This is a genomic window from Sphingopyxis sp. LC363 (genome assembly GCF_000756385.1).
Lineage (GTDB): Bacteria > Pseudomonadota > Alphaproteobacteria > Sphingomonadales > Sphingomonadaceae > Sphingopyxis.
The window spans coordinates 63,505-78,013 of sequence record NZ_JNFC01000010.1 but is presented as its reverse complement, the minus strand read 5'-3'; the positions used below and the strand labels follow the sequence as shown (position 1 = coordinate 78,013).

12 protein-coding genes are annotated in these 14,509 nt (G+C 65.0%); 7 read left to right on the top strand and 5 right to left on the bottom strand.

Translation table 11 applies throughout. From position 1 onward, the window contains the following. Positions 1-55: 55 nt before the first annotated feature. Together FG95_RS05100 and FG95_RS05095 are read left to right on the top strand one after the other, a co-directional pair. Positions 56-736, top strand: a complete 681-nt coding sequence (locus tag FG95_RS05100; RefSeq protein ID WP_037554368.1) for a TPM domain-containing protein — start codon at positions 56-58, stop codon at positions 734-736. Between the two features lie 10 nt (positions 737-746). Further along, positions 747-1,292, top strand: a complete 546-nt coding sequence (locus tag FG95_RS05095) for an NUDIX hydrolase (protein WP_037554367.1) — start codon at positions 747-749, stop codon at positions 1,290-1,292. A 120-nt stretch (positions 1,293-1,412) separates the two neighbouring features. Here the strand turns inward: FG95_RS05095 and FG95_RS05090 are convergent, their stop codons facing one another. The 4 genes from FG95_RS05090 to carA form a co-directional block, all read right to left on the bottom strand. Then, positions 1,413-2,048, bottom strand: a complete 636-nt coding sequence (locus FG95_RS05090; protein WP_052182111.1) for a rhomboid family intramembrane serine protease — start codon at positions 2,046-2,048, stop codon at positions 1,413-1,415. Between the two features lie 14 nt (positions 2,049-2,062). Beyond that, complete coding sequence (gene greA / locus FG95_RS05085) at positions 2,063-2,539, bottom strand: transcription elongation factor GreA (protein ID WP_037554366.1); 477 nt, start codon at positions 2,537-2,539, stop codon at positions 2,063-2,065. Between the two features lie 95 nt (positions 2,540-2,634). Further along, positions 2,635-5,970: a carbamoyl-phosphate synthase large subunit gene (gene carB / locus FG95_RS05080; RefSeq protein WP_037554365.1), complete on the bottom strand. Its 3,336-nt coding sequence runs from the start codon at positions 5,968-5,970 to the stop codon at positions 2,635-2,637. Positions 5,971-6,271: 301 nt separating this feature from the next. Next, on the bottom strand, positions 6,272-7,531 hold the full coding sequence (gene carA / locus FG95_RS05075; RefSeq protein ID WP_037554364.1) for a glutamine-hydrolyzing carbamoyl-phosphate synthase small subunit: 1,260 nt from the start codon (positions 7,529-7,531) through the stop codon (positions 6,272-6,274). 131 nt (positions 7,532-7,662) lie between these two features. On the opposite strand from carA, the gene FG95_RS05070 reads away from it, so the two are divergent. The 4 genes from FG95_RS05070 (at position 7,663) to rpoD (ending at position 12,660) form a co-directional block, all read left to right on the top strand. Next, a complete protein-coding gene (locus FG95_RS05070; protein ID WP_037554363.1) occupies positions 7,663-8,115 on the top strand; it encodes a GatB/YqeY domain-containing protein in 453 nt (150 codons plus the stop codon). Between the two features lie 119 nt (positions 8,116-8,234). Further along, positions 8,235-8,630 carry an endonuclease domain-containing protein gene (locus tag FG95_RS05065; RefSeq protein WP_052182110.1) on the top strand — a complete coding sequence of 132 codons (396 nt, stop codon included), beginning with the start codon at positions 8,235-8,237 and terminating at the stop codon, positions 8,628-8,630. Between the two features lie 88 nt (positions 8,631-8,718). Next, a complete protein-coding gene (dnaG, locus tag FG95_RS05060) occupies positions 8,719-10,611 on the top strand; it encodes a DNA primase (protein WP_037554362.1) in 1,893 nt (630 codons plus the stop codon). Positions 10,612-10,644: 33 nt separating this feature from the next. After that, positions 10,645-12,660, top strand: coding sequence for an RNA polymerase sigma factor RpoD (gene rpoD / locus FG95_RS05055; protein WP_037554361.1), 2,016 nt, complete (start codon positions 10,645-10,647; stop codon positions 12,658-12,660). An 88-nt stretch (positions 12,661-12,748) separates the two neighbouring features. On the opposite strand, the gene FG95_RS05050 is transcribed toward rpoD, so the two are convergent. Beyond that, positions 12,749-13,306, bottom strand: coding sequence for a hypothetical protein (locus tag FG95_RS05050; protein WP_037554360.1), 558 nt, complete (start codon positions 13,304-13,306; stop codon positions 12,749-12,751). Between the two features lie 86 nt (positions 13,307-13,392). On the opposite strand from FG95_RS05050, the gene FG95_RS05045 reads away from it, so the two are divergent. Then, positions 13,393-14,466, top strand: a complete 1,074-nt coding sequence (locus FG95_RS05045) for a winged helix-turn-helix domain-containing protein (RefSeq protein ID WP_052182109.1) — start codon at positions 13,393-13,395, stop codon at positions 14,464-14,466. Positions 14,467-14,509 lie beyond the last annotated feature (43 nt).

The following is a 14,509-nucleotide window of genomic DNA, read 5'->3' as shown; positions in this document are numbered from 1 at the left end:
CCTCGGCCGTGGCGACCGCGGCGGCGCCTCGGGCGGCTGGTAAGGGAGCGGACCTATGAAAGTCAGCCATGTCAGCGAAGCCGACCATGATATCGTCACCGCCGCGGTCGCCACGGCCGAGGCGCATACGAGCGGCGAGATCGTCACCGTCGTCGCCGGAAAATCCAATGACTATGACGATGTCGCGCTCGTCTGGGCCAGCATCATTGCCTTCCTCGCCATGTCGATCGTCGCGCTCTTCCCCGAATTCTATCGCGGCCTGTACGACCGGCTGACTGACGGCTGGGGCCATGAACTCACGGCCAATCAATGGCTGGGGATGGTGATCACGTTCGGCGTCCTCAAATGGATCGGCGTGTGGCTGATCCTGCTATGGCGACCGCTGCGCATGGCGCTGACCCCGCGCAGCATCAAGGCCGAGCGTGTGCGCGCCCGCGCGATCGACCTGTTCAAGGTGGGGACCGAGGGCAAGACCACGGGCCGCACGGGCGTGCTCCTCTATTTGAGCCTGAAAGAGCATCGCGCCGACATCGTCGCCGACGAGGCGATCGCCGCGAAGGTTAAGCCCGGCGTGTGGGGCGATGCGATGGCCGCGCTGATCGAGCGCGTGCGCGCGGGCAAGCCGGGCGAAGGCATGGCCGAGGCGGTGCGTCAGATGGGCGTCGTGCTCGCCGAACATTTCCCGCGCGGCAGTGAAAATCCGAACGAACTCCCCGACCGCCTGATCGAACTCTAAAGGAAATATCATGAGCCGCCCCGGCCCCGACACCCCCATCGAAACGCGGTGGGAAGGCCGCTTCATCACGGTCAAGCAGCAGGGGACGTGGGAATATGTCGCGCGATCGCGCGGCATCCACGCCGCGGTGATCCTCGCGATCGACGAGGACGCGGACGGCCGCCACGTCATTCTCGTCGAGCAATATCGCGTGCCGCTGAAGATCAACTGCCTCGAACTCCCTGCGGGGCTGGTCGGCGACGACATGGCGGGCGAAGCGTCCGAGATCGCGGCGGAGCGCGAGCTCGAGGAGGAAACGGGCTATCGCGCCGCGCACTGGCGCACCGTCGGCGAGTTCTACAGCTCGCCCGGGATGGTCAGCGAAAGCTTCACGCTGCTGGTCGCCACGGGGCTGACCAAGGTGAGCGCGGGCGGCGGGGTCGATGGCGAGGATATCGTCGTCCACCGCGTGCCGCTGGCCGGCGTCGGCGATTTCGTCGCGGCGAAACGCGCCGAAGGCTGCGGGGTCGATGTGCGCGTCGCGATGCTGCTCGCGGGTGGGTTGCTGGCGGGATAGCCGCTCCCGACCGGAAGCCGCCGTTGAGAGAAGAAAGCCCCTCCCCTGAAGGGGAGGGGCTAAATTGCCGCAACGGCAGCTCCCCACCCCCAAAGCCGTTATTTCCGCAAAAGTGAGCGCCTACCGCGCCCCGAAGCGCCATCTCAAAAGCGGGCGCGCAAGGAACAGCCCAGCGAGGAAGCCGCCGACATGCGCCCAGATCGCGACCGCGCCGAATCCGCCACCCCCGGCAAAACCCAACAGCAGCTGCAGCCCGATCCACGCCGCGGCGAGCCACAAGGCACGCACCCAATGGCCGGGGATCGGACCGATGGCGGGCGTCTGCGTGCGGCTGAAGATCAGCGCAAAAACCGCGATCAGCGCCGAAATCGCGCCGCTCGCCCCGATCATCGGCACTGCCGAGGCGGGATCGGCGAGATATTGGGCGAGCGCGCCGCCATAGGCGCCGGCGAGCAGCAGCACCGCCATCGCCTTGGTGCCGAGCGGCGCCTCCAGCTGGCGGCCGATGAAGAGGAGCACGAGCATGTTGAAGACGATGTGCAGCACCCCGCCGTGCAGAAAGGCCGACGACAGCGGCGTCAGCACAAAGGGCACCATCGTCCCCGGCGGCAAGATCAGCTCGTTTCCGAAACGCGCGGGGATAAACCCCGCGCGTACGATCGCGTCGAGTTGAAAGCCGGTAATCCACACAAGCACGAAGATGACGACACAGGCGAGCGCATAGCCCGTAACCAGCGGCGCGTCCTGCGGCTTCATCCTCGCAGCCCTCGTCAGATGAATTCGATCTTGGTCACCAGATAATATTTGTCGCCCGCGGGCACGGTGACTTCGACCTCGTCGTCGACGCGGCGGCCGATCAGCGCGCGGCCGAGCGGCGAATTATAGCTGATCTTGCCGTCCTTGGCGTCGGCCTCGGCCTGCCCGACGATCTGGTACTTCACCGGCTTGTCGTCCTCGTCGGCGAGGGTGACGGTCGCGCCGAACACGATGCGGTCGCCCGACAGCGTCGTCGGGTCGATCACCTGCGCGCGCGAAAGCTTGTCCTCAAGGTCGCCGATCGTGGCTTCGACCTGGCCCTGGCGTTCCTTGGCGGCGTGATATTCGGCATTTTCGCTGAGGTCGCCATGCGCGCGCGCTTCCTCGATCGCATCGACGATCAGCGGTCGCTCGGCTTTGAGGGTCGCGAGTTGCGCGGTCAGCTTCTCATAGCCCTCTGCCAGCATCGGCACCTTTTCAACGCTTGCCATTATCCTGTTGTCCTTCGTCAATAATCCAGCGCCAGCGAAACTTCGCCGGGCGGCTGCGCCGCTGTTCCGTCAATGTCGGGGGGTGGAGCGGTCCTTCAATAATAGTCCTGAAGCGGCTTCACTTCAAGACTATGCGCGCGGAGCGCCCCGATCGCCTGCGTCGCCGCATCGCTCGCCGCCGCCGTCGTATAATAGGCGATGTCGGCCGCCAGCGCCGACGCGCGGATCGATTGCGAATCCTGCAAGCTCTGCCAGCCTTCGGTCGTGTTGAAGATCAGCTGGATGTCGCCGTCCTTGATCCGGTCGACGATATGCGGGCGCCCTTCGGCGACCTTGTTGACGCGCTCGATGTCGATCCCCTGCCCCGCGAGATAGTCGGCGGTGCCGCCGGTCGCGATGACTTTCCAGCCCCAGTCGGCGAGTTGCCTCACCGCGCCGACGATACGCGGCTTGTCGCTGTCCTTGACCGACACGAACACGCGGCCGTCGGTCGGCAGGCGGTCGCCCGCGCCGAGCTGCGCCTTGGCGAAAGCGAGGTTGAAATCGCGATCGATTCCCATGACTTCGCCGGTGGACTTCATCTCAGGCGACAGCACCGGATCGGTGCCGGGGAAACGCGCGAAGGGGAAGACCGCTTCCTTCACCGCGACATGATCGATGTCGCGGTTGATCTTGGGCAGGTCGGCGAGCTTTTCGCCCGCCATCACCCGCGCCGCGATCTTGGCGATCGGCGAGCCCACCGCCTTGGCGACGAAAGGCACGGTGCGGCTCGCGCGCGGGTTGACCTCGATCAGATAGACCTCGTCATCCTTGACCGCGAACTGGATGTTCATCAGGCCGCGGACTTCGAGCGCGCGCGCCAGCGCGTCGGCCTGCCGTTCGATCTCGGCGACGATCCCGGCCGACAGGCTGTAGGGCGGGATCGAGCAGGCGCTGTCACCCGAATGGACGCCGGCTTCCTCGATATGCTGGAGCACGCCCGCGACGACTACGTCGGTGCCGTCACACAAAGCATCGACATCGACCTCGATCGCGTCGCGCAGGTAGCGGTCGATCAGGACGGGCGAGTCCCCCGACACCTGCACCGCGGTCTCGATATAATTTTCGAGCTGCGCCTGATCGTCGACGATTTCCATCGCGCGGCCGCCGAGCACATAGGAGGGACGCGTCAGCACCGGATAACCGATGCGCGCCGCGACCGCGACGGCTTCCTCGCGGCTGCGCGCGATGCCATTCTCAGGCTGCTTGAGGCCGAGCTTGTTGACGAGCGCCGCGAAACGCTCGCGGTCTTCGGCAAGGTCGATCGCGTCGGGCGATGTGCCGAGGATCGGGATCCCCGCCTCCGCCAGCGCCTGCGCCAGCTTGAGCGGCGTCTGCCCGCCGAACTGCACGATCACGCCGACGAGTTCGCCCTTCGACATTTCGACATGCAGGATCTCGAGCACGTCTTCGGCGGTCAGCGGCTCGAAATAGAGGCGGTCCGACGTGTCATAGTCGGTCGACACAGTCTCCGGGTTGCAGTTGACCATGATCGTCTCGTAACCCGCCTCTTCGAGCGCGAAGCAGGCGTGGCAGCAGCAATAGTCGAACTCGATCCCCTGCCCGATCCGGTTCGGACCGCCGCCGAGGATGACGACCTTCTTGCGATCCGACGGGTTCGCCTCATTCTCGGGCTCGCCGAACGTCGGCGCTTCATAGGTCGAATAGAGATAGGGCGTCTGCGCCTGAAACTCCGCCGCGCAGGTGTCGATCGTCTTGAACACCGGGCGCACGCCGAGCTTGTGGCGAAGGCTACGCACTTCGGCCTCGGTCACGCCGCCGGTCATCGCCTTCACCGCTTCGTGAATCAGGCCGCTGCCGCGCGCGGTCGCCTGCCGCGATCCGGGGCGAAGGTTCGCCGACTGGAGCGCGAGATAGGCGAGGCGCTTGTCGGAGAAGCCCATGGCTTTGAGTTTGCGCAAGCCCTCGGCATCGCGCGGCAGGCCGTTTTCGCACACATCCTGTTCGGCGGCGACGATCTCGGCGATGCGTTCGAGGAACCACATATCGTAACCCGCGACGCGGTTGATCTCGGCGAGCGGCAGCCCTTCGCGGATCGCCTGCGCCGTGTTGAGCAGCCGGTCGGGGGTGCGCTGCGCCAGCTCGTTACGCAGCTGGTCGTGGCTCGCGCCCTTGAGGCGGTCGACGAAATTGAAGCCCGAAAGCCCCGTCTCCAAGCCGCGCAGCGCTTTCTGCAAAGACTCATGGATCGTGCGGCCGATCGCCATGACCTCACCGACCGACTTCATCGCGGTCGACAGCGTCGCCTCGGCACCCTTGAACTTTTCGAAAGCGAAACGCGGGATTTTGGTGACGACATAATCGATCGTCGGTTCGAACGACGCCGGGGTCACCCCGGTTATGTCGTTCATGATCTCGTCGAGCGTGTAGCCGACCGCGAGCTTCGCCGCGACCTTGGCGATCGGGAAGCCCGTCGCCTTCGACGCAAGCGCCGACGAGCGCGACACGCGCGGGTTCATCTCGATCACGATCAGGCGGCCGTCCTTCGGATTGACCGCGAACTGCACGTTCGACCCGCCCGTCTCGACGCCGATCTCGCGCAGCACCGCGATGCTCGCGTTGCGCATGATCTGATATTCCTTGTCGGTCAGCGTCAGCGCGGGCGCGACCGTGATGCTGTCGCCGGTATGGACGCCCATCGGATCGACATTTTCGATCGAGCAGATGATGATGCAATTGTCCTTGCGGTCGCGCACCACCTCCATCTCATATTCTTTCCAGCCGAGGAGCGATTCCTCGATCAGGACTTCGGTGGTCGGCGAGGCGATCAGGCCGCCGCGGACGATATGTTCGAACTCCTCGCGGTTATAGGCGATGCCGCCGCCGGTGCCGCCGAGCGTGAACGACGGACGGATGATCGACGGCAGCCCGGTGCGTTCGAGCACCGCGAACGCCTCGTCGAGCGTGTGTGCGACGCCGCTGCGCGCGCTTTCGAGCCCGATCTTGTCCATCGCGTCGCGGAACTTCTGCCGATCCTCGGCCTTGTCGATCGCTTCGGCATCGGCGCCGATCATCTCGACGCCGTACTTGGCGAGCGTGCCGTCCTGCGCGAGCGCGAGCGCGGTGTTGAGCGCGGTCTGCCCGCCCATCGTCGGCAGCACCGCCCAACCACCCGGAAACGCGGCGGTCTCCTTTGCGATGATCTTCGCGACGATCTCGGGCGTGATCGGCTCGACATAGGTCGCGTCGGCGAGGTCGGGATCGGTCATGATCGTCGCCGGGTTGGAGTTGACGAGGACGATGCGATAGCCCTCCTCCTTCAGCGCCTTGATCGCCTGCGTCCCCGAATAGTCGAACTCGCACGCCTGACCGATAACGATCGGGCCGGCGCCGATGACGAGGATGGATTGGATGTCGGTTCTTTTGGGCATTATTTCTGTTCTTCTTGGGCAGGTGCTTCACCGCTGACGAAGCCAATTTTTACATGATTTGCGAATTCCGGCTTCTTCAGTCCTCGAGCGACACAATCGACTCGTTCATATTTCTCGCTCGGTGAGGGTCGGAAGCTGACCAACCCGTCAGAACCAAGTTTGAGCACGTCCGATGCAACGCCGCATTGCTTTCCGAGTTCGGCAAGTGCCGACTCGACTTTTGCCGTCTCACCCTCTGCTGGAACGGACGAGCACCCCGTTAGTAGGGAGATGAACAGGGCTATTGGGAGCGCCCGTTTTATCACTTCAATCCACCCACAAACTTCTCGAACAGATAGAAGCTGTCCTGCGGCCCCGGGCTCGCCTCGGGGTGATATTGCACGCTGAACGCCTTCTTGCCCGTGATCGCGATGCCGCAGTTCGATCCGTCGAACAGGCTCTTGTGCGTCTCGACGACGCCAGCGGGCAAGGTCGTGGCGTCGACCGCGAAGCCGTGGTTCATGCTGGTGATCTCGACCACGCCGTCTTCCGCGCGCTGGACCGGATGGTTCGCGCCGCGATGGCCCTGGTGCATCTTCACGGTTTTCGCGCCCGCAGCCAACCCGAGCATCTGGTGGCCAAGGCAGATGCCGAAGATCGGCACGTCACGTTCGAGCAGCCCCTGGATCACCGGCACCGCATAGTCGCCCGTCGCCGCGGGGTCGCCGGGGCCGTTCGAGAGGAACACGCCGTCGGGCTGATGGCTGAGCACTTCGTCGAGGGTCGCGGTCGCCGGCACCACGGTGACGCGCGCGCCGGCCTTTACGAGGTTGCGGAAGATATTGTCCTTCGCGCCATAGTCGATCGCGACGACATGCGGCCTATCATCCCCCCTCACGCTTGCGGGAGGGGTCGGGGAAGGGCTTGTTTCGGTCGAGGCGGAGGTCGACATGCCCTCCCCTAGCCCCTCCCGCAAGCGGGAGGGGGACTGGTAGCCCTTGCCCAATTCCCACGTCCCCGCGTCCCAGTCGCCCGTGTCGGTGCGGCTCACCGCCTTCGCGAGGTCCAGCCCTTCCAGTCCCGACCAGCCGCGCGCCATGGCGAGCAGTTCATCGATGTCGAACTGACCCTCGGGGCTGTGCGCGATCACGCCGTTCGGTGCGCCCGCGTCGCGGATGCGGCGCGTCAGCGCGCGCGTGTCGATGCCCGCAAGTCCGATCACGCCCTGTTCGGTCATCCATTCGGGGAGCGTCTGCACGCTGCGGAAATTGCTCGGCTGCGTCGGCAGCTCGCGCGTGATCGCGCCGAGCGCGCCGTGCACGCCGCGTTCCATATCCTCGGGGTTCGCGCCGACATTGCCGATGTGCGGGAAGGTGAAGGTGACGATCTGCCCCGCATAGCTCGGGTCGGTCAGGATTTCCTGATAGCCCGTCATCGACGTATTGAAACAAATCTCGCCCACAGCGGCGCCACTCGCGCCATAGCCGACGCCCCACAGGATCGTGCCATCGGCAAGGACAAGGACGCCAGTCGCGCCGTTGGGCTGACTTTTGGGCGCGGCAGAGGGGTTGGCAGGTGCCATTCAACATGCTCCGGACGGGGGGCTAAACGGCCGACCAAGTAGGCGGCAAAAAAGTGATTCACAAGCTATCGGATTTGGAATCTTCCCGCTAGGGAGGGTCTTTCCGAAATTTGCAGCGCATGGGGACACGCATGATTCGTGACGACATCAAGGCTGCGCAGGTCGCGGCGATGAAGAGCGGCGACAAGGCGCGTCTGGGCACCATCCGGCTGATGCTGGCCAAGATCAAGGACAAGGACATCGAGCTGCGCACCGGCACCGCGCCGGCCGACGACGATGTGCTCGTCACCGACGTGCTGCAGAAGATGGTCAAGCAGCGCCGCGAATCGATCACCATGTACGAACAGGGCGGACGGCAGGAGCTCGCCGACATCGAGGCGGCCGAGGTCGCGGTGATCGAGGATTTCCTGCCCGCGCAGCTTTCCGACGATGAAGCGATGGCGGCGATCAAGGCGATCGTGGTCGAGCTTGGGGCGGAGAGCCTCAGGGATATGGGCAAGGTGATGGCCGCGGTGAAGGACCGGTTGGGTTCGCAGCTTGATATGAGCAAGGCGAGCGGCTGGGTGAAGGCGGCGCTGAGCTGATCCGCTAGCGGCGCTGCCCACCCCTAACCCCTCCCGCAAGCGGGAGGGGGACAAGGAGGGCGCGACATTGCTTCCCCCCTCCCGCTTGCGGGAGGGGTCGGGGGTGGGCATACCGCCCTATGATGGACGGACAATTTCAGCCCCGCGACACGCCGCGCGCGAAGGAGTTGCGCAATGCTGCGTCTCCCGCCGAGCGGACTCTATGGCGCTGCTTGTCCGGTAGAAAAATCGGCGGCTGGAAATTCAGCCGACAGATGCCTGTCGGACCTTATTTCGCCGACTTTCTTTGCCGGGAAGCGCAATTGATTATCGAACTCGATGGATATTCGCACGACATGCGGCAAGCCCATGACCAGCGCCGAGACCATTGGCTTGTAGAAAACGGGTTTCGAGTCCTTCGTTTCACGAACTGTGACGTGATGGCGAACATCGAAGGCGTCGTGAGCGAGATCGAACGCGCGCTTGCTCTGCTGCCCTCCCCTAACCCCTCCCGCAAGCGGGAGGGGGATAGATGAACTCGAACGCGGCTCTTCTCCCCTCCCGCTTGCGTGAGGGGGTGTCGCGAGTCACGTGCCTCGTGACACGGGTGGGCATGGCGCAACCATGACCCTCACCCCGCAATGGCTGGACGAACTGCGATCGCGCGTCACGCTGTCGACCCTCATCGGGCGGACGGTGAAGGTGACGCGCGCGGGGCGCGAGTATAAGGCCTGCTGCCCCTTCCATAACGAGAAGACGCCGAGCTTCACGATCAACGACGAAAAGGGCTTCTACCACTGTTTCGGCTGCTCGGCGCATGGCGACGCGATCCGCTGGATGACCGACCAGCGCGGCCTCAGTTTCATGGACGCGGTCAAGGAACTCGCCGCCGAGGCCGGGATGGAGGTCCCCGCCCCCGACCCGCGCGCGGCGAAAAAGGCCGAGGAACAGGCGAGCCTCCGCGACGTGACGCAGGCGGCGGCCGACTGGTTCACCCAGCAACTCGGCAGCAGCAACGGCGCGCCGGCGCGCGAATATCTGGCGAAGCGCAGTATTTCGGAGGCGACGCGCAAGGCGTTCGGTTTCGGCCTTGCGCCCGAAAGCCGCAACGCATTGAAGGAAGCGCTCAAGAAATTCCCGACAGCGATGCTCGTCGAGGCGGGGATGCTGATCGCGGTCGACGACAAGGAGCCGTACGACCGCTTCCGCGGCCGGCTGATGATCCCGATCCGCGACGCACGCGGGCGGGTCATAGCCTTCGGGGGCCGCATCCTCGGCGATGGCGAGCCCAAATATCTGAACTCGCCCGACACGCCGCTCTTCGACAAGGGGCGCACGCTCTACAATCTCGACAAGGCGAGCCCCGCCTCGCGCCAGACGAACCGGATCATCGTCGTCGAAGGCTATATGGACGTCGTCGCGCTCGCCGAGGCGGGGATCGCCGATGCCGTGGCGCCGCTCGGTACCGCGCTCACCGAGAATCAGCTCGGGATGATCTGGCGCATGGTGCCCGTGCCCATCCTCTGCTTCGACGGCGACAGCGCGGGACAAAAGGCCGCGATGCGCGCCGCGATCCGCGCGCTTCCGTTGCTGCGTCCCGGTTTCAGCCTGTCCTTCGCGACCCTGCCCGCCGGGCAGGACCCCGACGATATCGTTCGCGCGCGCGGCGCCACCGGCTTCACCGAAATCCTCGAGGGCGCGCAGCCGCTCGTCGAGCGCCTGTGGGCGCACGAGGTTGCGTCCGGCCCGCTGACGACGCCCGAGGAGCGCGCCGCACTCAAATCGCGCCTACTCGCCCACGCCGACGCGATCGAGGATGCCGACGTCCGCCATCATTATCGAGAGGCGTTCCGCGAGCGGCTCGATGCGCTGTTCGCGCGCAAAACGCCCGAGCGCGGACCGCGCCAGCCGTGGACGCCGAACGCGCCGCGCGGCGGATTTGGCGGAGGGGGACGCCGCTTCGCCCCCGACCCGCGGCTGCAACCTCCAGCCGACGAAACGCGTTCCATCGGACAAGCCGGAATTTCGGCGCCTTACATCGCTGCCCTGATCGGCGGATTGCTGCGCTATCCCGACGCGCTGAGACGCAACGAGGAGGCGCTCACCCGCCTGCCGGTGAGCGATCCGAGCGACGCCGAACTGCTCGGCGTAATGCTTGACAGCGCAATGTGCCGCGAAGGGCTTGATTGCGAGGGGTTGCTTGCCATATTGGAGCCGATGAAAGTGTATAATAGGGCGACGACATTGCTCAGAGCCGACGGAATGCACTTCTCGTTCAATCGACGGCTTGAAGGCGACGAGGCCGATGCGGCGCGCGAAACCGCGCTGCGCGACCTCGACGAATATATCGGCGTGCTGGTCACCCAGCCCGAAATCCGCGAGCGGCTGGCACAGGCGACCGCGGATTTCCAGCGTACGATGGATGATGAAGGATTCGCGCGGCAGCAAAAGCTGTACGCCATGGACAAAGAACTGACCCGCCGTCTGGCCGCGCTGTCCGAAAACAGCAGCCAGTAACGACCAGCAAATGCCCCATAGGCAGGAACAAATATGGCCACCAAAAACTCCGAAGCCGACACCGACGCCCCGCTGATCGACCTCAACGAGGCCGACGTCAAAAAGCTGATCGCGCGCGGCAAGAAGCGCGGTTACCTGACCTATGACGAGCTCAATGAAGCGCTGCCGCAGGACCAGATGTCTTCGGAGCAGATCGAGGACATCATGTCGGCGATTTCCGACATGGGCATCAACATCGTCGAGAGCGACGAGGATGTGCAGGAAGAGGCCGAGCAGGAGGTCGACGACGAGGTCGATGTGTCCGCCGGCACGGGTTCGGTGTCGAACCCCGCGATCGAGAAGAAAAAGGAAACGGTCGATCGCACCGACGATCCCGTTCGCATGTACCTGCGCGAAATGGGCGCGGTCGAGCTTTTGAGCCGCGAGGGCGAAATCGCGATCGCGAAGCGCATCGAGGCGGGCCGCGACACGATGATCCTCGGGCTCTGCGAAAGCCCGCTAACCTTCAACGCGATCATCGACTGGTCGACCGCACTGAACAATGGCGACATGCAGCTGCGCGAGATCGTCGATCTGGAGGCGATGCTGTCGAAGGACCCCGCGCCCGAGAATCTCGAGGAAGAGGGCGCTGAGGACGACGGCGAGATCAGCGAAAAGACCGCCGGCGTCTCGTTCAAGGACGAGGACGAGGTTGAGGAAGAACCTTCGGCCGACGGCGACGACGAGAATGGCGAAGGCTCGTCGGGCAAGCGCGAGAGCTTCGAAGAGGATGAGGAAGACAACACGCTCAGCCTCGCCGCGATGGAAGAGCTTTTGAAGCCCGACGCGCTCGAAAAATTCGCGAACATCACCAAGAGCTTCAAGGCCTTCTCGAAGCTGCAGGAAGCGCGTCTCGAATCGCTTTCAGGCGGCGAGGAATTCCCCGCGGCGTCGGAAAAGAAATATCACAAGCTGCGCGAGGAACTCACCGCGCAGGTCGAGAGCGTGCAATTCCACGGCACCAAGATCGAATATCTCGTCGACCAGCTCTACAGCTACAACCGCCGCCTGACCGCGCTCGGCGGCCAGATGCTGCGCCTCGCCGAGCGCCACAAGGTGCCGCGCAAGTCGTTCCTCGACAATTATGTCGGGCGCGAGCTCGAAGAGAATTGGCTCGATAGCGTCAGCGGCATCGACAAGAAATGGGCCGCCTTCGCCGAGAATGAAGCGGGCGCGGTCGACCGCATCCGCATCGAGATCAGCGAAATCGCGCAGGCGGCGGGCATGAGCCTGACCGAATTCCGCCGCGTCGTGAACATGGTCCAGAAGGGGGAGCGCGAAGCGCGCATCGCCAAGAAGGAAATGGTCGAGGCGAATTTGCGCCTCGTGATCTCGATCGCGAAGAAATATACGAACCGCGGCTTGCAGTTCCTCGACCTGATCCAGGAAGGCAATATCGGCCTGATGAAGGCGGTCGACAAGTTCGAGTACCGCCGCGGCTATAAATTCTCGACCTATGCGACCTGGTGGATCCGGCAGGCGATCACCCGCTCGATCGCCGACCAGGCGCGCACGATCCGTATCCCGGTCCACATGATCGAGACGATCAACAAGCTGGTGCGCTGCAGCCGCCAGTTCCTCCACGAGAGCGGCCGCGAACCGACGCCGGAGGAAATGGCCGAGCGCCTGTCGATGCCGCTCGAAAAGGTCCGCAAGGTGATGAAGATCGCCAAGGAGCCGATCAGCCTCGAAACGCCGATCGGCGACGAGGAAGACAGCCACCTCGGCGATTTCATCGAGGACAAGAACGCCGTCATCCCGGTCGACGCCGCGGTGCAGTCGAATCTCAAGGAAACGGTGACGCGGGTGTTGGCGTCGCTGACCCCGCGCGAGGAACGCGTGCTGCGCATGCGCTTCGGCATCGGGATGAACACCGACCATACGCTCGAGGAAGTCGGCCAGCAGTTCAGCGTGACGCGCGAACGCATCCGCCAGATCGAGGCGAAGGCGCTGAGGAAGCTCAAGCACCCGTCGCGGTCGCGGAAAATGCGGTCGTTTCTGGACCAGTAAACCTCCGTCGCCCTCGCGAAGGCGGGGGCCGCTAGATATGTGGTGCAAGGCTGCGGCCCCCGCCTTCGCGGGGGGCGACGGCTGATTTTCAGCGCCCTTCCCTGCCCGCCTTGTGGAACAGCGCCGCCGAGACCAGCCACATCGCCGCGAAAAAGCCGCAAAGCACGAGCGCACCCGCGGCGCCGCGGGGCTCGTTCGCGGCCGAGGGCGCGGTCGCGATCGCAAGGGCGAGCAATCCCTGCATCACGGCCGTGCCGAACATCGCCCGCGCCATGCCGTCGGGACGGAGCCGCGCCGCGAATGCGCCGACCCCCGACGCCATGACGAGCAGGAAAAAGCTGAAATTGATCGGATTATCCTCTCCTAGGATGCCCACCGCGAGATTGATCCAGATCAGCAGGAAGGAGACCACAAGTGCGGTGGCAACGCCGCCACGATAGGCGAGGTTCGGCCACAGACGCGCTGTGCGTTCATAAGCGAGAATAGGGCCGAAGATCATGACCCCGGCCAGCAGAAAGGAGGCAGGCCCCCAATTCCAGTCGTCGCTGACCTGCATCATCACCGCCGGGGTCAGCAACAGTGCCGTCGCTATCCCCCAGCGCGCGACACGCCAGCCGTTCCACCCCATTCGCACTTCGCCGTCCATGGACTTGCCTCCTTCGATATTTGGGGCTTTACCCTGCGCTGCCGGCCGATGAGCGGCATGAGCAGTTCGTGAGATTTTGCTGAAAAATGGATTCGGGCCGCTATCAGTTCGACGATTTCACGGTCGATCCCGCCGACCGCAGCCTGTGCCGTTCAGGAGCCGCGGTCGAAGTCGGCAACCGCTATTTCGATGCGCTCGCGCTGCTGCTGCGCGAACGCGGACGACTCGTCAGCAAGGACCGCTTCATGGCCGAAGTGTGGAATGGTGTGCCGGTCACCGACGAAGCCCTGACGCAGTGCATTCGCGCATTGCGCCGCCTGCTCGGCGACGATGCGGGAAATCCGCGCTTCATCGAGACGGTCCCCAAGCATGGCTATCGCTTCATCGGCGCGGTCGAGATCGTGGAGAGCGACGCCCATCCCCGCCCTGTCCTCCAGGCTCCCCAAAACCGGTGGGCGCATGCGCTGAGGACCGGCGCGGCCGCCGCAATGGGCGGGGGTGTCGCCGGCGTGCTCGGGGGCCTCTTCTATGGCCTCAGCATCGGAATCGGGCCCGCGATGGGCGGAACCTCGGCCCTCTTCGTGCTGCTCGCGATCAACATGATCGTCGGGCTGACCGCCGGTGCCGGCGTCGGCGCGGGCATAGCGGCGGCGGAGTTCGCGCCCGGCGGGCGCTGGCAATGGACGGTGCTGGGCGGCGCGGCCGGTGGCCTCCTGACCGGCGGCGCCGCAAGGCTTGTCGGCCTCGACGCTTTCGCGCTCCTGCTCGGCCAGTCGCCGGGCGATATGACCGGCGCATCGGAGGGCCTGATATTGGGCGCGGCCGTCGGTTTCGCCGCGTGGACGGCGCGTCGCCGCATGCTGACGCTGCCAGGAAGCGCCGCCCTCGGCGGGCTGGTCGCCGCGGCGGCGGGCATCGTCATTTCGCTTTTCGGCGGGACTTTTCTTGGCGGCAGCCTCGATTTCCTTCTCCGGCGCTTTCCCGAATCGCGCTTCCGGCTCGACGCGATCGGCGCGCTTTTCGGCGAGGAGATTTTCGGGCCGGCCAGCAGAACGGCCACATCGGGCATCGAATGCCTGCTGTTCGGCGCCTGCGTCGTCGGGGCCATGTTCTTCGTGCGCCCGGCACCGCCCGGCGCCCCGCGTCGTAGCGCGCCCTGAACCGAGGCCAAACGAAGCTTGCGGCGATGCTGCATCGCACAAT